The following is a 20570-nucleotide window of genomic DNA, read 5'->3' as shown; positions in this document are numbered from 1 at the left end:
TGATAATCAAGATAACACACAACATTGCCATGACGTTTTGGAGCTTATTTAGTAGATTTTATCTCTGCTAGCACTGCGAATCTTCCCCCTGTATCACCAGCTGAATGTGAGAAATAATTTGGATCATCTGCTGTGTCAATTGATGAAATGAAAATATTATCACTAGGAACGCCCGACTGGACGGCTAATGAACGATTAAACCCTTGCATGTCCATATAAATTCCGTCAGCCGTTTGGTGACAGAAATTGCGCCACTTCGTATTATCCACATGATCAAAATAATCCATACGATAATTTTTCTGCGTGATGCTTGGCGACATCCAAATTTGTAAATCTTTTGCCTGGCTACCATGCTCGACAAAATACTGAATCGCCCTTGTCATCAACTGCGCCACCGTCGAATGCCGACCCAAATGCGCCAGCATAAGCGCCCGGCGTTTTGGATCATAGATGACGGTGGCGATACAGTCCGCCACTGGCAAGAACAAGCCTACGCCAGCCGTTTCGGTGTATAGTGCGTCAGCAAAAATCCCCTCGTTGTTGTATTTCACTGTGTCAGTTTCAGTAACTTCGGCTATACTATCAAAAGTTTGTGCTTGGTCATAGGAAATTACGTGATAAACAACGTCGTCATACTTAACACCAATCTGATCGCAAAACTGCCGCCGATTCTCCAGCACCTCAGCTACGTGGCGACCGCGAATACGATTTAGCATGGTACCGTCGTCTTTCGACGAAACCGCAATGAGCAGTTCAGGCGGGAAATAGGTTGGCTGGTCTGTCCTAATCATCCTCTACCGCTCAATTCCATATTGTCGCATCAATCGTCTATACGCATATATAATATAACAGCCATATGTAAGCGTCGCCGTTGCACCACCCGCGCCAGCCACTGCGTACAACACCGTCCACGGTTCGTTTGTAAAACATCCTAAGTAGATAGCCACTACAGCAGAAAAAATTGGCACTGGCGCTACGAAATAATCAATTTTGCGACTCATGATTTTCGCTTGCGGCACAAAATGAAAACCAATTAGCAGTGTCACCATCGGCATGATAAATTTTGCCTGCCCAATGACAGCCAATATGATGCCCAGCAACCAAATCGTACTATATGTAATACCGCTCAAAATACCCATAGTCCGGACGATTCGCTGCCCCTCAGCTGTCTGTGCTACGGGAAACTGTTTAGCGTGGCAGATATTCCTCACGCTAAGCACCACTATAATCAACGCCGCTACACATACTAGCCCGAGCAGCGTCCAGCCAGCCCAGCCCCAGGCAAGCCCAAAGCACGCGGCATAAACCAGCGCAAAGATCGCCATCATCACGCCGTATGGCGCAATATTCTGCGCAATTGTACCAAATTGCGTCGCATTAGTATTAGTTTGATTACTCATTGTATTTCCCCTCGTTGTGTTTAATATTTTTCTGAACCGCCAGCAGTCGCTGCCAATCGTCAATCGCCAAATCTTCAGCACGGACATCAGGTGAAATGTTAGCCTTTTTCAGCAACTGTTCGGCGCTAGCTTTACTGACACCCAGTCCGCCGCTCAAGCTGGAGCGCAGTTTTTTACGCTTGGCCGAAAAACCGGCTTTGACAATGCGGAAAAAGTCTTTTTGGTCTTCAGAATCAACTAGTGGTTCGGTGCGAGTTCTCAATACCACCACTTGCGAATCAACTTTTGGCGGCGGCGTGAAGAACTGCCGCGGCACCTCAATGTCTAGCTTTGCTTGGGCAAATAGCTGCGCGCTAACCGCTAAAATACTCATTTCGCCAGGCTCGGCCGCGATACGCTCAGCAACTTCTTTTTGTACCAGCAGTACCGCCAAACTCGGCTTATTTTCTGCCGTCATTAGTTTTTCGACAATTTTGCTGGTGATATAGTAAGGCACATTGGCGACTACTTTATAGCCCTTCGGCAACTGATTCAAATCAAACTGCAAAATATCTTCATTGATTACTTCCAGATTTTTGCCAGGAAATTGCCCCGGTAACTTGCGCGCCAAATCCCCATCAAACTCCACCGCCACTACGCGCTGAGCTCGCGCCAACAACCGGCTGGTCAACGTGCCAAGTCCTGGCCCAATCTCTAAAACCACATCATCTTTGCTCAGCTCCGCCGCCTCGGCAATTTCCGCCAAAATCTCTGGGTCGCGCAGCCAATGCTGGCCTAACTCTTTTTTCGGCCCACGCGCTGACGCCATCTAACGTCCGTCCCCGTTCGTCCAGTCAGTCGCCAGGTCAAACCCATGTGGATGCCGGGCCGCAAAACCGCCAGTATCATACACCTTGCCAGGGCCCATACTGGTTTCCACCACCGAACAGCGCGGATAATTACCATAATTTGCCGCCACTAAAATATAGCCGTCCTTGTCCACCTTAGCGCCGTCCGCCCGCACCGTGTAGCCACCGCCGCCGCAGGCGTTAGCAACAATATTCATCGGTAAATCATAATAGGTTTCGCGGTGCGCCACGCCGCGTGAATCGGTAAATATTTGCGCGCCCTTACCCTTGGTTAACGGATTTTTCGGCTTGGTGCCGATTACTTCAATTTGCTTTTTGGGCTGCTTGATAATTTCGCTAGAAATTTGCTGACGGCTAATTTCATCACCATCGCGCGCTTCAACTTTATAAGTCAATTTGCGCAGCCCTTTAGCTCCCGCCTGCTTTACCTGGCGATAACCAAGAGGCTGGCTGTCGTCGCGTATTTGCTCAACCGGGAAATCAATTTCTTCCTCGGCGGTCACAGTACGCCTAGTTGCCCGCGTAATCCTCATCAGCAAGCTCGATCCATCCAAAGCGACATCCTCTGGCGGCGTAAATCGAACTTTATCCTCGCGATACAAAACAATCCCCGCAGCTTGCGCAATCTGTGTTGGCGTCTGCGCTGCCGTATTGACTCGCATGCGGCGAGCACCTTCGACTATCGTTATCGTCCGCGCCCGATAAATATTTATTTTGAAGCCATTGTTGGTAATCGGTGTATCCAGACCCGGTTCGACAATATCATGCTGTTTATCCAATCTTGCGCCGAATTCTTCTAGCGCTTTCTGCACTGTCGATGCCTTAGTGATTATCGATTGCTCCCGGCCACCGTCGTAAATGGTGATTATATGACTAGATGGTTGTGCTTTAACCGCAGCTGGACTATCTGCCGCCGCAGTATTCGCAAAAAACGATAACATACCAGTACTAGAGATTGCCAAGACCGCACCAAAAACACAACAGCAAATACGTTGATAATATCGATTTAAGCTCATTTTATTCAAAATCACCCACTGTATCTCTTATATTATAACAAATTATGCGTCGAATGTCAATCAGTAACGTCGCAGACAATCAACAACTACCGATATATATCCTGTAATCCCATTTTAATTTTACAAGACGGCCAAGGTTGCCAACCCCTCCTCTTATAAGTCTCCCATGCTTTCTGATCTTGGACATCAGCCGGAGCTTGAGCAGGATTGTTGTAGCCTCCGAAATTACCCCATGTACTCTTGTCAAATTGATACGCACCATAATAACCGTTACCTGTATCTGATGTATAGCTACCCTCGCAGCTACGCAAACGCGCCAAAGCTTCAGCGAAACTGCCATTAAACGTAGCTGAAGTTTTAGCACCAATAATTTCTACTTGCTTAACTGGCTGCTGAATAATATTGCTATTGATCTCGCGGCGTGATACTTCAACGCCGTTTTGGACGTTAATCTCATACGTAACTGTACGCTTGCCGTTAACCCCTTTGGTTTGAATTTCTTTGTATCCTTTATCGCGATTAACGTCTTTGATCTGTTCAGTCTCAAACTGTATGTCTTCGTCAACGGTAACTGTCTGCGTGCCGTTACGATACAGGCGAACATTCATGCCTCTAGATATTTTTGTATCTTTATTCGGAACAATGACGTCATTGGCAGACATTTTAATGTGCTTTTCAGCTAGCATCTCGCCAACGGTTTTGGCTTGCGTATAAGAAATGGTTTTTTTACCGTAGAAATCAAAATTGAATGGCGTTGCTCGTTTAATAGACAATACTTCTGCTGCACTATCGCGCATTGGACTATTAGACTGCGACAAGGTTAGAATATCTTCATCGCGTACAGCAATGCCAGCTTGTTTAACTATCTGCTTTCCAGTACGGTACGATGTAATAATTTTAGTGAGCTGAGAGCCATCCTTGACAACCACCGTTCGGGCTCGATAAATATTAACGTTATATGAATTTGCTACCAAGCGCTCATCAATATTTGGCTCGGTTCGATCGTTACGGTCTAGCTTGATATCTGCCTCGGCAAGAGCCTCACGCAAAGTCTGTTTTTTAGTAATAAATCCTTTACTTTGACCGTCATCATGAACGGTAATGATATGCTCGCCGACCGCTAGGCTACGCTCGTCAGCCCGCGCTTTTGGCATAATTGCCGTATAAACAGACAATCCAGCCAAAGCTAATAGCATAGAGCCGGTAATCAGCCAACGTAATTTCATTCTCGCAATATTTTTCATACGTAGGCGCGCAAACTAGCGCGCAGTTATAATTATAGCAAAAGATTGGTTATTTTGCTACAGCTTCTCGAGGTGGGCGTATTCAACGTTGAGCTTTTTGACAGCACCGTTATCGAACTTCACGCTAACTGCTAAGCCGTCAATGTCAATGATCTCGCCATCGCCAAATTGCAGCGAGCGCACTCGATCGCCAATATCATAGTTCATCACCGGCTCGTCAAAATCATTATAAGCTGGATTCGAATCAATAGCGTTAGGTTCAACCGCGAACAATCCCATACCCATATCGTCGAGAAAACGCGACGGCTGATTGTACGATCGCAAGCCGAATTGCGCACGGCTCTGCGCGTACAACAGATATAACTCTTCACGCGCCCGCGTCATACCCACGTAGCACAAGCGCCGCTCCTCCTCGAGATTGCGCGGACCCTCTTCAAGCGCTCGCTCGCTCGGAAACAAGCCATCCTCCATACCGACCATGAAAACCACCGGAAATTCCAGTCCTTTAGCGGCATGCAAGGTCATTAATGTGACTTTTTCACCATCACTTTGCTGATCGACGCTGCTCATTAGTGCTGCCTCTTCGAGAAAGTCTGGCAACGTCGCGAAAGATTTAGCGTCCGCTATGAGCACGCTCAAATTATCATCACGCTCTTCAGCCTGCGGCGTTCCATCCATGACATAATCTCGATAAGCAATCTTTTCAAGCAGCTTTTCAATAATATCGCTTGGGCTAGTATCAGAAAGAACAAGCGCCTGCAATTCGCGTAAAATCTCGCCCAGACGCAATAATGATTTTTTGGCGCGCGGCGTCAAAACGCTAGTTTGCTCGACATTCACCAGCGAAGCGATGATGTCCATATTGTTATCGTTTTGCCATCGTAAGAATTTCTCTAGACTAGTCGCGCCGATACCGCGAGCCGGCACATTCGCAATTCGACTAAAGCTCATCCGGTCGTTCGGTTGATATAATAAACGCAAATAGGCGATAATATCCTTGATTTCCTTGCGATCATAAAAGCGCACGCCGCCAACCAGTTGATATGGAATTCTTTGCTGCATGAAGGCACGTTCAAAAGCAAAGCTCTGCGCATTAGTACGATACAATACTGCAAAATCACCGTAGCGACGAGCACCGATCGAAACTTGAGCCGCGATGCGGTTCGCTACCACATAAGCTTCCTCGGACTCATCGCGTACCGCCTGAACTTGCACTGGCGCACCATTGCCAGCCGCCGTCCAGAGTTTTTTGTCAGTCCGTTCGACATTCTTGGCAATAACCTTTTGCGCCGCCTCTAGGATAGCACCTGTTGAACGATAATTTTGCTCTAACTTGATCACCTTTGCGCCAGGAAAGTCCCGTTCAAAATTAAGAATATTCTTGAAATCCGCCCCGCGCCAGCTGTAAATCGACTGCCAATCATCACCGACCACGCAAATATTACGTGCATCGTTGACTAGATATTTAACGATAGCATACTGCGCAGCGTTAGTGTCTTGGTACTCGTCAATGAGAATATGCTTGAAATACTGGCGATACTTTTGGCGAATTTCACTGGCATCGCGCAGCAAACGCACCGTCTCGATCAACAAGTCATCGAAATCTAAGGCGCCAGCCTCGCTACGTAGTTGCTCGTACATGTCATAAATCTTAGCGATATGCTGCTGATTCGGATATTGCGCAGCTGCTGCGTAATCATCTGGCATAAGTAAATCGTTTTTAGCGTTAGAAATTGCCGCGCTAACTGAACGTGGTTTGAGTTTATCTGGAGCGATTGACAGCTGTTTCATCGCTTGCTTGATCAATCCTTGACGGTCGGCTTCATCATAAATAATAAAATTCGACGGCACACCAATCGCCGGCCCGTCGCGCCGCAAAATTCGCACGCAAATCCCGTGAAATGTACCCATCCACGGCATGAATTGCCGCGTATTAGGCTGACTAATCAAAGCCGACAAGCGCTCGCGCATCTCGCGAGCTGCTTTATTAGTAAATGTCACCGCCAGAATTTCGTTCGGCCAGACTCTTTCGTGTGTCAATAGATAAGCTATCCGGTGAGTTAAAGTCTTGGTTTTGCCACTGCCAGCGCCCGCCAAAACCAACAACGGACCATCCGTATAAGCGACAGCTGCTTTCTGCGCGTCATTAAGACCATCAAATATATCCATCACTATTCATTATATCGCGTTAATAGCGAGTCAAGAAGAAATAGCCGGCGCCCGCCAGCGCACCCAAAGCCAAGAATACTATGATCACCAAAAACCATTTCAAGCCCGAATGACGCGACTGCTTATGTTTCTTATCATCCTTGAATTCAGTATAATATTCAGAAGTATCATAAATAGCGCCTGATTCAATTTCGTCGATGGTTTGCTCGCGGGGCGGATCTGGTTCTGTAGTAACGGACTGTACAGGCGAATCTACCGTCTGATTTGTCAGAGGTTCAGCTAGTTGCTCGGGTTGCTCGCTCGTATCTTCTACATTAGCAACAGGAGCTTCGGCAGCAGGAGGGTTAAGAGTTTTTTCAACAGGCTTTGGCTTACCGCCAATCGGCATAAACCGATGTTTTTTAGGAGCTGGCGCGTCTTGTGTTCTAGCGTCATCTTCATCGTTTTCGGCTGAAGCGTCCTCAATTGATTGAATGTCGTTAGCTCGCGATTCTGCTTGCGAAAAGCCAATCTCGTTGCTAGCATCTTGCGCGTCTTTCTGTAGCGACTCAACAAGCTCGGCAGACGGTGTAATATCCCTACCGTGTGTACCGCCGATAGAATACGATCTTTTTTCATTTTTGCTGTCGTCTGCTTCATCATAATCATTTTTGTCTTCAAAACCAGGATTAGACTGTGAAGCTTGAGACAATGCGCTGCTACCGTGAAAAACTCGCGATTCAGACGATTGCAGTTCGCTAGAAACGTTATTTGTATTTGCTGCTACATTTTCGTTAGAACTAAACTGAGTAGAACCAGCAGCAAGACGCTGAGCGCTTCGCTGGCCAGTTGACCCTAATTGTTGAGACGAGCCGCCAGAAATATTAGATGACACATTACTTAACGACTGTGCCGGCATCGTAGAATACTTAACTTTGCTGGCGGGGTGTTTGTTGACACCTGGCTGCGAACTAACTATGTCCATGAAACGGCCGCGACTCTTAGTCTTCATTTTTTTTGGTAATCCCGATCGGACTGGCACAGCTCCGCCAATTGCCGCTACCTGCGGCGGGGCTATAGTTTGCGGCAACGACTGGGGAGCTGGCGACGGTACTGAACTATTTAGAGCCGAATTTTGAACAACAGTAGAAGCCTGAGAAGCGACCGACACACCAGCCGAAGCTGAAGCACCGTTTGTTGGCAAAGTCTGAACCTGAGCGGTAGACACCCCAACAGCTGGCTGTGCTGGAGCTGTAGTCAAAACTGGTACACTAGCTGTTGATACAGATGAACTTGGCTGCTTAGCGACGCCAACCGTTGCGGCCGGCGAGGGTGAAGCCGTCATATTCGCAACTGGACCAGGACCAGGAGCTAATTTATTAGGCTCAACTGAAACTGGCGCAGCATTAGAGGAAGGATTTGAAGGCGTAGAGACAGCCGGTGGCGTTGGTGTCTCAGCATGTTGGTCGTCCTCTTTTAATAATCCGCTCTTGGACATAGCCTCGGTAATTGAACGATCTAGCTCGTCGAAGTCGAACTCTGTCATGGCTATTTACCTCTCTTTACTGGTAAGGATGGCATATCTTCACATTTTTTGATAATACCAGCAAAAGCATAGACATCCAAACTTGATTCACCGATAAGCAAACCATTTACACCAGCTGTTTGCAAATACGACATAGCGTTATCAAGATTAACGCTACCGCCGTAAAGTACGCGGACATTCTCGGCAGCGACCTTACCGAAAAGATGCTCAATTTGCCGACGAATATATTTAACGGCGCGTTCAACGTCGCGCGGTGAAGCGAATTTACCAGTACCGATTGACCACACTGGCTCATAAGCTATAACAATCTGGCCAACCTCAACGCTCGTGATATTAGCTAGTCCTCCCACCAACTGATCGCGAATTACATCAGACGTTTCCTTGTTGGCTCGTTCTTGGGCTGTCTCACCAATACACAATACAGGCGTAATATTATTACGCACTGCCGCTTGCACTTTGCTGCGAATATCTTTACTGCGCTCAGCAAAGATATGCCGGCGCTCGCTGTGGCCAATTATGCCATATTGTACGATACCGCGCAGCTGCGACGCTGATACTTCACCAGTGTAAGCACCGCTGTCACGCCAATAAAAGTTCTGCACTGCCAGGTTAAAGTGATGATGTTGCACCTGCATATTAAGCGGCTGGAGCGCTAACATGGTCGGTGCCAACACTACCTCAGTATTTTTGAGCTTGCCAACCAGCTTGTCGAGTTTATGAACATACAAACTCGCCTCATTGACAGTGAGGTTCATTTTCCAGTTTGCAATAATAAGTTTCTTGCCCACGTTTTATACTTGCTTATGTTTACCCTTGCGTCTAGTTTACTACAGTTATTAACGCTCGTCTAGTTTTTTGCGTGAAAACACCTCGCCACAAGCGAGGTGTCTCTTAAATTTTTGTTGTATTTTACTCAACAACACGCACACGCAATGTGTCGGTACCGCCGGCTACACCCGACTGACGGCCGCTGACAACAACCGCAGTCAATTTGTCATCGCGCCCGAAAGTACCCCAATCAAGCAATTCTTTGGCTAATTTTGTACCAACATGCTCGCCCTCTTTACGCACATATGAACGGGTAGCGTATGACAAAGCTAACTGTTGAGCCACACGCTTATTCGGTGTTACTGCAGCGATTGGCAACTCTGGACGGCAAGCTGCAATCCGCGCAGCCGTCGCGCCAGATTTAGTTTCGGCAATAATCACATCGGCGTCTACTTGGTTAGCTACTACTACCGCAGCATTAGCAATCGCATTACGGCGGCGGTTCTTCTCGCCATATTCAATCGGCATGTCATTCATCGGCCAGCGCGACTGCGTGTAGCGCACCGTCTTGGCCATCATTTTGACTGCCTCGACAGGATAACTACCGTTAGCTGTCTCATCAGAGAGCATCACCACATCAGTACCGAGGATTACTGCTGTTGCTACATCGCTAACTTCGGCGCGAGTCGGCTCTGGATTATCGACCATGCTGGCTAACATTTGCGTTGCCACTATTGATAGTTTACCGTATTTACGGCACAAGCGAATTGCTTCGCGTTCGACAATCGGTACAATCTCGGGGCTAGTCTCGACCGCTAAGTCGCCGCGCGCAATCATCACGCCGTCAGCAGCTTTGACTATTTCTTTGAGCGACTCCATCTCGATAGCTGCTTTGGTCTCAACTTTCGCAATAATCTGCGCTGTCGAACCGTGGCTTAGCATAATCTGCCGCAAGTTATTGATATCGTCTGCGCTCTGAATAAAACTGAGGGCTACAAAATCAATATCTTTATCGGCGCCAAACTCTACGTCAGCCAAATCTTTTGGCGTTAAAATATCGCCGCCAAAGTCGGTGTCTGGCAGATTCAAGCCTTTACGGCTCATCAAGAATCCATCGTTCAGAATACGAATCTTGATTGCTGTATCGCTAACCCGCTCAATCATCTCGCCGCGAATCTTGCCGTCAAACAAGTAAACTGGCTCGCCAACCTTAACTTTGTTAGCTAAATTGTATTGAATCGGCAAATTCGTACTGCCATCGTGTTCTTGAATTGCATGATCGAGAACGATCTCGTCGCCAGCCTTAACGTCTAAGTGGTTATTCTTTAGAACGCCGAGACGAATTTTTGGTCCTTGTAAATCTTGCAAGATTGCTACCGTTCGGCCAACTTCGGCGCTAGCATCACGAATCCACTTGATCTGATCAAGCCGTTCTTCGTACGATCCATGGCTAAAGTTCAAACGAAAGCCATTTGCGCCAGCTTCAATTAATTGTTTGATTTTCTCTGGTGAATTTGTGGCTGGCCCCAGAGTCGCCAGTATCTTAGTCCTTTTAAATGTATTACTCATAGATAGTTATTATACTCTAATGTGTTCCACAAAAATAGTACGCCCAGACTAGGACGTACTTGACAAGTGCAAATTTATATTATATGGTGACCTTACCGGGAATCGAACCCGGATTGCCAGGATGAAAACCTGGTGTCCTAACCGTTAGACGATAAGGCCACAGAGGTAGGTATATACCCTACGCAATTACTAAAGCGCGTTGCTCTATTTTACCAGATGGCACTTTATAGCGCAAGCGCTCTGCCGCTAAGCAAAACGTTACGGAACGGTCTTTTTCGGCGGCTTTTCCAGCCGGCGAATCGGCAGCCGAAATCCGAAAGTACTACCTTTTCCAAGCTCCGACTCAAAAATAAGCGAGCCGCCGTGCCCATGTATCACTTTTTTTGCAAGATACAGACTGATACCTGTACCGTCTGGGCGCTGGCGGCGAGCATTTTCAGCGCGGAAAAATTTCGTGAAAAGCCGCTTTTGCGCGTCTTTTGGCACGCCCATGCCATGGTCGACGACTCGCAGTACTACATCGCCATCCTCAATCGACAAACGCACGCGTACTGTATCAGCGTTCGGTGAATAATAAATCGCGTTATCAATCAAATTCATAATCACCTGGCGCAATTTATTCTCATCTAAATACAATAGCGGAAAGCGCGCAGGCTTACGGAACCTCACATTCACCTTGTGCGCCGACGCTACCTGGCTGACATTCGCAACCTCTTCAGCGACCAGAGATACTAGATCTGTCTGCACTTGATCAATAACAAACTTGCCCGTTTGTAGCCGGCTCACGTTCAGAAAATCGCTGATCAAATGCACCATGCGCTCACTGCTCGTAAAGGCTTCTTGCAATAACTGCCGCTGCGAAGCGCTGATTTCGCCCGCGTCGCCGTCGAGCACCATACTTAAATAAACCTTTAACGCTTGTGAGCGGCGTGCGCAGCTGGTGGCTCGCCGAAAAACAGCTACAAAACATTAGACTCGCAAAATAACGATGAGATTTTAGCACTATTCTTCACCGGCGACCTTCGCGAAAAAGAGCGAAAATATTACGAATTTATCAAAAACCTCGCCGAAAGCGAACGGCTTCTGCCGGAGTTTAGTAGGGATTCATTGAAATGCTGGGAAGAATATTTAAATATGGGAGCACCTATCTAATCTTATGTAGTTAAGTGCTAACGAGAAAGGCAATCAACGGCCCGTCATGAAAGAGGATAATGAAGCTACTCGGCTATATGAATTGCTGCGGTTAATAACAATCCGCTATTTCGACAAAGTCGCACTCTAGCGAACCTTCAAACTATCTTCGGTATGTGTAATGAGTGGGTCAAGGAAAAATTCAATAATTCGCCGTTTGCCAGTGGTGATTTCGGCTGAGACGCTCATGCCGGGTAGTAATTTGAGGTCGGCTTGTTTGGAGCTTTGACTGCTGTCTAATTTGATTTTGGCTTTGTAGACCAAACCTTTCTTTTCGTCCTCAATGGCGTCTGGGCTGATGGTTTCGACTTCACCCACTAAATAGCCGTAGCGCTGAAACGGATATGTAGCAATTTTGACAACGACACGCTGACCTTGCTTGACGAAGCCGACATCTTGGTTTTCTAACGTCGCATCGACGTAGAGTGGCACTTTTTCGGGCACGACCTGCGCCAGCTGCTGCCCGGCATTCACCACGCCGCCAACGGTTTTGGTCGCCAGCAGCAGAACTGTCCCGTCAACCGGCGCCGTGATGGTAGTGTGCGCTAAATTTTGCTTGGCTTTGACCAGGCTGTTTTCGAGTTCGGTGATGCGCTTTTCGGTAGCGATAATTTGACTGCTCATCGTACTGTTGGTTTCGGCGATTTGGCTGCGCGACTGGTTTTCGGCTTGATTGAGCGCCGATTGCGATTGCAGCAGCTGCTGATTTTGGCTAATCACCGCGCTGTCGCTGCTGGCGATACGTTGCTCCAATGTGCTAAGCTCATTCTGCAGCCGCAACCTATCAACTGGGCTGGCTTCTGGCAGTTGTTTTTCGATTTCGGCTTTTCGATTTTTCAATTCCTGCAAATTCGTTTCTAGCCGATTTTTGGTTTGCTGATTAAAATTCAGTTGCTGCTGGTAGTTGTTGATATTGCCGCTCAAAGTCTGCTGACGCGCGTTTTTTAGCGCCGCCTGCGAGCTGGCAAATTCACGCAAAATCGCCTTGGTATCAATAGAAAGTTCAGCCGAATTGATGACGTCATCAGTGCTGCCGCCGCTAGCTAAACGCCGCAAAATATCGCGCTCGACGCGGGCTGTATTTAGGCTTTGGGTGGTGGCAGCTAAGTCTTTTTCCGCCACGGTTTTATCGAGCTGAACCAAAACGTCGCCCTTCTTCACGGCTTGCCCTTCGCGCACTTTGATTTCCGTCACCACGCCCGAAACGGCCGGCTGGATAATCTTGGTACTGCCTTCGGTCGAGACTTTGCCGCTGGCGACCGCCACGATGTCGAGCTTGCCAAAATACGACCAAGCCAACGCCACCGCAATCAGCAAGGTGACTAAATAAATCACAATTTGCCCGAGCGGCGCAGCTGGTTTTTCGATAATTTCTTCGGNGGCTGGCAAAAATTCATATTGTAAATCATTTACATTTTTTGAAAATTTCATGCCTCGACTCCAAACTGTTGACGATACAAATGCGCGTACAAACCGCCGCGTTTTAGCAACGTGCTCGGCGCGCCGTATTCGACTAATTGCCCGCGGTCAATCGCCATAATTTTGTCGACCGATTTGAGCGTCGACAAACGATGCGCGATGATAATCACCGTACGCCCAGCGACGATTTGCTTCATGTTTTGCTGGATAATATTTTCCGATTCATAATCAAGCGCCGACGTCGCTTCATCAAAAATCAAAATTTTCGGATCGTGCAATAGGGCGCGAGCGATGGCGATGCGCTGTTTTTGCCCGCCGCTTAAACCCTCGCCTTTTTCGCCGACCGACGTATCGTAACTTTCCGTGAGTTCAGTGATAAATTCGTGCGCGCCAGCGATTTTGGCAACGCGAACAACTTCTTCCATGCTAGCGCTCGGTTTGTGCACCGCGATGTTGTCGCGAATAGAGGCGTTAAACAAAAAATTTTCCTGCAAGACAACGCCAATTTGCCGGCGCAGCCAAGCCGGGTCGGTGGTGGCGATATCGACGCCGTCGATCAAAATCTTGCCGGATTCTGGCACATATAATCTTTGCAATAATTTCGAGATGGTGCTTTTGCCCGAACCGCTGCGCCCGACCACGCCGATCACCGAACCGGGACGAATGCCAAACGACACATCGCGCACCACCTCGGGGCTGTCTGGACTGTAGCGAAAACGAACATTTTCAAATCGCACGTCGCCTTTTATCGCCGGCAGCCGCGACTTGCTCGGGTCAAGCGTCGGCTCTGGTTTGGTGTTGAAAATATCGCCCAGCCGCTTCATCGAAATCCCAGTTTGCTGAAAATCTTGCCACGATTGCACCAGGCGCAACACCGGCCCGCTGACTCGACCGCTCAACATGCGAAAGGCAATCAGCCCGCCGATCGTCAAACTGCCCGCCATCACCATATGTGCGCCCGCCCACAAAATCGCAATGTCAAAAACTTTCTGAATCAATTGCCCGAACGCGCCAGCATTGCCAGACAGCAGCTGCGTTTTGTAATTTGCCCGCACATAATTACTAAGGCGCCCTTCCCAATTTTTCTGCAGCTGCGGCTCGAGTGCAAAAGATTTGATGGTTTGCGCGCCGCTGATAGACTCCACCAAATACGACTGCGCGTCGGCGCCGGTGTTAAATTTTTCGTCCAAACGGCTGCGCAACATCGGCGTAATAATCGCTGAAAGCAGCGCAAAAACTGGCAAACTCGCTAGGACCAACCACGTCAAATTCGGGCTATAAAACCACATCACCGCGATGTAAACGAACATAAAACTGATGTCGATAACCGTCGTCATCGGCGTGCCGGTTAAGAAGCTGCGAATTTTCTCCAGCTCCAAAACGCGCGCCGTAGTGTCGCCGACGCGCCGAGTTTCAAAATAGCGTAGCGGCAGCGCAAACAAATGCCGAAACAGCCGCGAGCTCAAAATCACATCAATACGGCTGGTGGTGTGGGTGAAAATATAGTTGCGCGCGATACCGAGCAGCGTCTCAAAAATCGCGATAATCACCAGCCCGCCGACGATTACATCCAGCGTCGAAACACTGTGATGGCTCAAGGCTTTGTCGATAACAACCTGCATGAGAATCGGCGTAAAAATGCCAATAATTTGCACGATCAATGCCGCCAGTAACACCTGCAGCAGCGGCTTTTTGTATCTTAGAATTGTTGGAATAAACCATTTGAGGTTGAATTTGCGATCGGTTTCTTGCCAAAATCGCGGCACAAAAAGCAGCACTTTGCCCGTCCAATTTTTCTGAAATTCTTCGGCGGAAATTACTTTGGGCGGCGTGCCACCCGGCATCAACATCAGCATTTTGCCCTCAACAATTTGCGCTAGGATGGCGTACTTTTCTTTCTCGAGCCCGACGACTGCCGGCAGCGGCAGCTTGGCTAATTTGCTGTATTTTACGGTCGCAGCGCGGGCTTTGAGCTTGAGAGATTTGGCGGCGCGCAGCATGTCGCCTTCGCTCATGCCCTCATGCGAGTCAATCGCGAGAGCATGCACAATCTGCTCCGGATCGGCGGGAATGCCGTGGAAGTGAGCGATGTTAATGAAGCAAAACAGTCCAGGGTCGGTTGCCATAGACTGCTTTTCCTGCGACGCGCCAACCTTAATACCCGCTCGACCATCCGAGTTTTTTGCGCCGCGTTTGTCATTGAACGATTTACCATGCTTCACTTGAGTGCCCTCTAATTGCCTACAACTATAACAGGCGCGGTCGATAATTCAAAGCTTAAGCGTGGGTAAAACGATAGCTCTAGAAAAGTTTTTGTATAATTGTAAATAAGTCATGCGATTAACATAGGAAGAGATAGTGCGCGAAAAATTAACCAAAAACTCGTACATCGGCGAAGTATTTTATCTAGACAGCTCCACAGGAAAAATAGTAGCCCAAGGGCACGGTCATTTAGATATTTCTAAACTGAAACTAAAGGCTAGCATGTCGGTCGTCGAGCCGGGCAACTTCAAAAGCATACTTGTTGTTATAAAAACACCAGACGGCTATATAGCTCCTTTCGCGTCCTACAAGCAAACTTTGCTTGGCGGCGAGGCGCGCGGCGTTTCATACGATATTCGCGCTTATTTGCATTGGTCAATTAGCCGCGGCATCACTTTTATACTTCGCGCCGCTGCGCCGTCAGCTAGCATAACTATTCATGCTCAACATATTCCAGACAGCATCCATTCAATTGTCAACACAACTGGCACATATGAGCGCCTGACCAAGTCTGCACTGTCAAAAAAATTAGAATCCGCAACCTACAAAAGTATCGACGTGAATAATTTCGCCGGCTATTCAATCCGTCGACACAGCGAACGGGTGCGTGATAAAAATGACGCACGGCTCGCTACATTATTAAAATATCAATTCGAGTGCAGCGACAAACCGCTGGCATTTGTAGATTTGGGTAAAATTTTACTAGCCTTTAAGCTCTACTGGATTTGTTACTTTGACCAAATAGATTGTCAGATAGATTCCATAAAACTCGGTGACGATATTTCCCTGTATCTAGCTAAAAACCACCTGTACGCCATGGATTCTGGCGCTTCGGAATACCGAGCAATTTTACAAATCAACCGCGAGCTGCATTCAAAAAACCTGGCGAAAATGACTTATTATTTTTTAAACCCAAAACGCAACAAACGCTTGGGCGCCACTAGCAAACTTGGTCTAGCTTTTGCGCGAATCACAGATTATAGATTTAGCGAAAGTTCAGAAGTATTTTTCATGGATGTAACTAGCCTAATTTTTGCTTTGCAAAGTTTCGCCGAAGCGGTTGCTGAACGAGAATTTAAGCGAATCAACAAACACAACAAACAAGCCAATTGCGAGTCTATTCAAAAAGTCATCGCCGCAATTAAAGCAATCGAAACGGAGATAACTAGCGACGTACGTGACTTTTACCTACGCTCCGAGGCAGAAATATATGCGTTGATGACCAGACCAACTTTTATGAAATCTCTAAAAATCGCGCTGGATAAATTAGACATCGACATGAGCGATTATAAATCTCTTCTGAAATCCATCAATTCGGCGCGCTGCCAAGTAGTTCATAGCGAAGGCTACGACGTAGAATTTTTATTGAACTTATTGACAAACACAGTTACTCAAGACAATCTCAGAGGAAAGGACGCGGACTCCCACCCAAAAATCATACGCAAAAATAGCGAAATCAACGAAATATACAAACTACTTCGTTTGATGATAAAACGATTTTTCGACACATTTTGATCAACGCTGCGCCAAGCAAAATACCAACACGTACATTACACTGTTGGCACAGTCCAATACTCTTGAACGATTGAGCGAACTTGAGACGGCTGTTCGGACAGCGCCTGCTCCCATGTCATGCCAGTATCGTTCTGGAACGACGCCATTGCCTGAATGAGGCTTTCGATTTGCGTGTGAGTGATTACGTTTCCGTCGGTAGACTTGAAGGTCTCAATCTTGTACGCGTCTCCGTTATACCAAGAGTCAATCGTAATCGCATCAAGTGATCCAGGCATGCGAACGCGCAGACTGCTGTTGACTCTTTCGAATACCACATCAACAGATTCATGACCTAGACGAATCTCATCAGCTAGACCGTTCGCGTCGAATATCCTGTCTTCCCCATCTCCCTTGTTGAAGATGTAGACGTCGTCGCCTTCGCCGCCTATGAGATAGTCTTTGCCCTCACCGCCAATGAGGGTGTCGTTGCCAGCGTTGCCCCATAGGCGGTCGTTGCCGGCGTCGCCATAGAGCAGGTCGTTGGCAATACCGCCGACGAGACTATCGTTTCCAGCTAAGCCGTGTAATGTGGTAGCAGATTTATCCAGGGCGCACATGTTATCTTCTTTGTCAGTGCCAGACATGTTGTGGGCTTTGTCGTGGATGGTTTCGAGATCCCAGATGGTGCCGTCGGCAAAGACGACTTTTTCTATTTGGTAGTCAGGAGTTTCTTGGTAGCTGTTGTAGTAGTTGTAGCCAAAGTGTTGACGTACGGTTATCTTGTCATCTGTGCCTTTTATGGATAGCTCAAGGTTTACATAGCTGCTATCTTGCACTACTTTGGCGACTATGTCATCTGGCGAGATTCCTTCGCCGAACTGAATAGTGTCTATGCCGCTCGTATCCACAACCGTGTCCAAGCCATCCCCCTTGCTGAAGACGTAGGCGTCGTTACCTTCGCCACCTTCAAGGCGGTCGTTGCCGGTGCCACCAACCAGGGTGTCGTTGCCAGCGTTGCCTTCAAGAGTGTCGTTGCCGGTGCCACCGTAGAGGGTGTCGTTGCCAGCGTTGCCCCATAGGGTGTCGTTGCCGGCGTCGCCGTCTATCAAAGTATACAAATCACCCACACTGAGCGATTCTCCATTGGCCGTACCGCGTAAAACTTGTTCGCCAGCAAAATCAATAATACGACCATACTCCGCAGATTTACCAGCATAATAACCTCGCAAAACAGCAAACTCTTTACTACTCTTTAATCCATAATATTTCATCGCCCGCGCAAATTCGCCCAATAAGCCAGAGCCAGCAACAGGATCTTGAGCAATAGCGGCATCTATAACTTGTTTAGCTTTCTCAAATGAAATCTCATCATTGCCATCAGCCACGCTATTCACTATATCTTTCAACTGCGCCTGAGAAATCAATGACACATACACAACCTCAAACAACTTAGTATACGAAGATTTTAGCAAGGGTGCCGAGTTGGCGTTTGGTATCCCTTGAAACTCTGCACCGAAAAACTTTTCCAATACAGCCAATTTTCGGGCATCAAACACATCGCCGCGACTCTTTGGATCAACAGAATCCGCCCCTGCCCAGTGCGTCAAAATATCCTCAGTCAACGCCTCACGTTTTGCGACATCCTTTTCTGTAATAAATTGCTCAACCAAGCTACGCAAAGAACCGGATTTATCCTGCATTATCGCTTTATGCAGTGAGCCAACATTTCCTGCTCCCTGTACGTTTGGCAATAGCGCAACGCCATCAGAAATCTCTATCGGCGACGAATCTACCGAATGCACTGGATTACGATTTAGTAGGTATTCTCCAACTGTCCGAGAACTGCCATCTGCCAAGGTAAACGTTCCTGTCCGCACTTGGATGTTATTAGCGCTGTCGGTCACGCCAGTGTTGCTATACGACAACCCAATAGACACAATCCCCAGATCAACCAATCGCCTTAACTCGCCAGCAGAAGCAATACCGTCGCCATCAGCATCTTGCCAAATTCGTAACAGCGCATATATTACGTCATTACTGTCAATCTTACCATCTTTATTATCGTCATACTCTGTCAAGGCAGCAAAACCGCTTGACGCCAATGTCTTACCATCTTTCATTAAAGTGCGGTCGCCAAACAGTTCGTTACCGCCATTAATTACCCCGTCGCCATTTTTATCATACGCCAACAAACCTTCTTTAACACCAACCCACGAGGTTTTTTCAGCGAAACCGTTGTTATCCAAATCAAAGAAAGCGTTTGATTCTTCAAGTGAAACTGTCGTTATTCCGTCGCCGCCCAGATCAAACACCAGCGGATCAATGCGGCGGTTTTGCTCGGCTTGAGCTTTCTGAAAAATAACCTCAATATCTTTATATTCTCCACTCGATAACATCCTTTCAAACTCTTTCAGTACGTAGTTTGCATAGCCAATTTGAGCGTCTGTATAGCTGTATTTAGCTTTGCCATACTCTTTTGCTGGAGGATTACCAGGCATACCTTCATATCTACCTGATCTATGTTCTTTCCATTTATAGAAAGGTAATTTATTGGTCAGTAATGACTCCTTATAATTACCTTCTCTTTTAGCTACTTCAATAACTTTGATAGCTCCAATAAGCTTCTCGATCTTGTCCTGGTCGAGCTTAGCCAAGCCGGCTGCATTCTCCTCTATGGTATCTGTTATATTACCTGTTGTCCTGTCTATTAGAGTGTCAAGCATATGATACCTTGCAATACCCGAACCACCCCCGCCGCCAAAGAATCCTGCGTATGCCAGCATAGTACTCCTATATTCATCTCCGTCTTTTAGACCCTTTTGAATGTTCTTTATTTTAGCAAGATAATCAACATTGCGATTCTTGCCCGTAAGGCTATAGACCTTATACATAAGCATAGTTGTTAACGCCTTGAGGTTCACCGATTGAGCTCGCACTCCACTCAATGCATCGACGTGATAAACTTGCCTGCCCAGTCTCATGCCGTAATTACCAGTAAGATCTCCAGAATTAATATGATTCGTTGAATTATACTTATATCCATTATCCCATATTTCAATATCCCAAGTGTTCTGACCTATACCAACGCCATTAAAGGTTACTGACTTTACCCCTATATCACCACTTTCCATATCAGAAGTTACGTATGTCATATACTGAGCCAACCCGCCACCTAGCGAGTGTCCAGTAAAACTGACATTGCTGTTTTGATTAAGGGCTTTAAACATGGCATCTTGAGTCTCGTAACATACTGGACCGTGTTCATTTAAAGTGTTAAACACAAAGTCTTTCGCTTGTTGAAATTGGCGAATAAATACCTGTGGAACGAAAGACGCTATTTGTATGTCCGTGCCCCAATCTTTTATATTATTAGTACCACGAAAGGCAAACACTATCTCACCTGTTTCGGGGTTTTGAAAAGCAGTACAAGAAAAGGGGATAGAGCGAGTAACAACTTCCTTTCGTTTATACCCGCGATAATTTACGACTTTCACTTCACTGACACTAGAAGGAGATTGAGCTATAACCTTCCAGGAGCGAAGTGGATTGGAAGGATTTTGGAGGGCGGAAGAACTGAAGATCCGATAGATCAAAATCTCAAAAGCTATTCAGCTGATTAATAGATCCGACTACTGAGCCAATACCCCATACTGCCCCATTCATAT

Annotated in this window: 14 protein-coding genes and 1 tRNA gene; 1 reads left to right on the top strand and 14 read right to left on the bottom strand. The window is 47.3% G+C overall.

The window, feature by feature from the left end; translation table 11 throughout:
• Window positions 1–44 precede the first annotated feature (44 nt).
• From G1ANC_RS01195 to G1ANC_RS01135, 13 genes are all read right to left on the bottom strand, one after another.
• The gene (locus tag G1ANC_RS01195; RefSeq protein ID WP_129693212.1) at window positions 45–791 is read right to left on the bottom strand and encodes a polyphenol oxidase family protein; all 747 of its coding nucleotides are present in this window, start codon (window positions 789–791) and stop codon (window positions 45–47) included.
• 3 nt (window positions 792–794) lie between these two features.
• The gene (locus tag G1ANC_RS01190; protein WP_129693211.1) at window positions 795–1400 is read right to left on the bottom strand and encodes a hypothetical protein; all 606 of its coding nucleotides are present in this window, start codon (window positions 1398–1400) and stop codon (window positions 795–797) included.
• The gene (gene rsmA / locus G1ANC_RS01185) at window positions 1393–2208 is read right to left on the bottom strand and encodes a 16S rRNA (adenine(1518)-N(6)/adenine(1519)-N(6))-dimethyltransferase RsmA (RefSeq protein WP_129693210.1); all 816 of its coding nucleotides are present in this window, start codon (window positions 2206–2208) and stop codon (window positions 1393–1395) included. Before rsmA ends, G1ANC_RS01190 begins: the two co-directional genes overlap by 8 nt.
• Entirely contained in the window at window positions 2209–3189 is a 981-nt protein-coding gene (locus G1ANC_RS01180) for a G5 domain-containing protein (RefSeq protein WP_164997956.1), read from the bottom strand.
• A gap of 161 nt (window positions 3190–3350) precedes the next feature.
• The gene (locus G1ANC_RS01175; RefSeq protein ID WP_164997955.1) at window positions 3351–4490 is read right to left on the bottom strand and encodes a resuscitation-promoting factor; all 1140 of its coding nucleotides are present in this window, start codon (window positions 4488–4490) and stop codon (window positions 3351–3353) included.
• A 75-nt stretch (window positions 4491–4565) separates the two neighbouring features.
• The gene (locus G1ANC_RS01170) at window positions 4566–6677 is read right to left on the bottom strand and encodes an ATP-dependent helicase (protein ID WP_129693207.1); all 2112 of its coding nucleotides are present in this window, start codon (window positions 6675–6677) and stop codon (window positions 4566–4568) included.
• Between the two features lie 19 nt (window positions 6678–6696).
• Entirely contained in the window at window positions 6697–8202 is a 1506-nt protein-coding gene (locus G1ANC_RS01165; RefSeq protein WP_129693206.1) for a hypothetical protein, read from the bottom strand.
• Between the two features lie 2 nt (window positions 8203–8204).
• Window positions 8205–8990, bottom strand: coding sequence for a triose-phosphate isomerase (tpiA, locus tag G1ANC_RS01160; RefSeq protein WP_129693205.1), 786 nt, complete (start codon window positions 8988–8990; stop codon window positions 8205–8207).
• A 121-nt stretch (window positions 8991–9111) separates the two neighbouring features.
• Window positions 9112–10539 (bottom strand): pyruvate kinase, encoded by a 1428-nt coding sequence (gene pyk, locus G1ANC_RS01155; RefSeq protein ID WP_129693204.1) that lies wholly within the window; start codon window positions 10537–10539, stop codon window positions 9112–9114.
• An 84-nt stretch (window positions 10540–10623) separates the two neighbouring features.
• Window positions 10624–10698: transfer RNA gene (locus tag G1ANC_RS01150), tRNA-Glu, on the bottom strand.
• Window positions 10699–10797: 99 nt separating this feature from the next.
• Window positions 10798–11436 carry a sensor histidine kinase KdpD gene (locus tag G1ANC_RS01145; RefSeq protein WP_129693203.1) on the bottom strand — a complete coding sequence of 213 codons (639 nt, stop codon included), beginning with the start codon at window positions 11434–11436 and terminating at the stop codon, window positions 10798–10800.
• A 381-nt stretch (window positions 11437–11817) separates the two neighbouring features.
• A complete protein-coding gene (locus G1ANC_RS01140) occupies window positions 11818–13161 on the bottom strand; it encodes an HlyD family type I secretion periplasmic adaptor subunit (RefSeq protein WP_129693202.1) in 1344 nt (447 codons plus the stop codon).
• Window positions 13158–15275 carry a type I secretion system permease/ATPase gene (locus tag G1ANC_RS01135; protein WP_129693213.1) on the bottom strand — a complete coding sequence of 706 codons (2118 nt, stop codon included), beginning with the start codon at window positions 15273–15275 and terminating at the stop codon, window positions 13158–13160. The genes G1ANC_RS01140 and G1ANC_RS01135 overlap by 4 nt, the downstream gene beginning before the upstream one ends.
• A gap of 232 nt (window positions 15276–15507) precedes the next feature.
• Here G1ANC_RS01135 and G1ANC_RS01130 point away from each other — a divergent pair, with 232 nt between their 5' ends.
• Window positions 15508–16926 (top strand): hypothetical protein, encoded by a 1419-nt coding sequence (locus G1ANC_RS01130; RefSeq protein WP_129693201.1) that lies wholly within the window; start codon window positions 15508–15510, stop codon window positions 16924–16926.
• 35 nt (window positions 16927–16961) lie between these two features.
• Here the strand turns inward: G1ANC_RS01130 and G1ANC_RS01125 are convergent, their stop codons facing one another.
• Entirely contained in the window at window positions 16962–20297 is a 3336-nt protein-coding gene (locus G1ANC_RS01125; protein ID WP_244596208.1) for a calcium-binding protein, read from the bottom strand.
• Window positions 20298–20570 lie beyond the last annotated feature (273 nt).

It is taken from the genome of Candidatus Nanosynsacchari sp. TM7_ANC_38.39_G1_1, assembly GCF_004138385.1.
The sequence above is the reverse complement of the archived record's forward strand: the minus strand, read 5'-3'. Positions and strand labels throughout refer to the sequence as shown.

Coding starts and splice junctions, on each gene's coding strand:
- G1ANC_RS01195 (WP_129693212.1), bottom strand. CDS start 791: ATGATTAGGACAGACCAGCCAACCTATTTCCCGCCTGAACTGCTCATT.
- G1ANC_RS01190 (WP_129693211.1), bottom strand. CDS start 1,400: ATGAGTAATCAAACTAATACTAATGCGACGCAATTTGGTACAATTGCG.
- G1ANC_RS01180 (WP_164997956.1), bottom strand. CDS start 3,189: ATGTTATCGTTTTTTGCGAATACTGCGGCGGCAGATAGTCCAGCTGCG.
- G1ANC_RS01170 (WP_129693207.1), bottom strand. CDS start 6,677: ATGGATATATTTGATGGTCTTAATGACGCGCAGAAAGCAGCTGTCGCT.
- G1ANC_RS01145 (WP_129693203.1), bottom strand. CDS start 11,436: ATGGTGCTCGACGGCGACGCGGGCGAAATCAGCGCTTCGCAGCGGCAG.
- pyk (WP_129693204.1), bottom strand. CDS start 10,539: ATGAGTAATACATTTAAAAGGACTAAGATACTGGCGACTCTGGGGCCA.
- G1ANC_RS01175 (WP_164997955.1), bottom strand. CDS start 4,490: ATGAAATTACGTTGGCTGATTACCGGCTCTATGCTATTAGCTTTGGCT.
- rsmA (WP_129693210.1), bottom strand. CDS start 2,208: ATGGCGTCAGCGCGTGGGCCGAAAAAAGAGTTAGGCCAGCATTGGCTG.
- G1ANC_RS01165 (WP_129693206.1), bottom strand. CDS start 8,202: ATGACAGAGTTCGACTTCGACGAGCTAGATCGTTCAATTACCGAGGCT.
- G1ANC_RS01135 (WP_129693213.1), bottom strand. CDS start 15,275: ATGGCAACCGACCCTGGACTGTTTTGCTTCATTAACATCGCTCACTTC.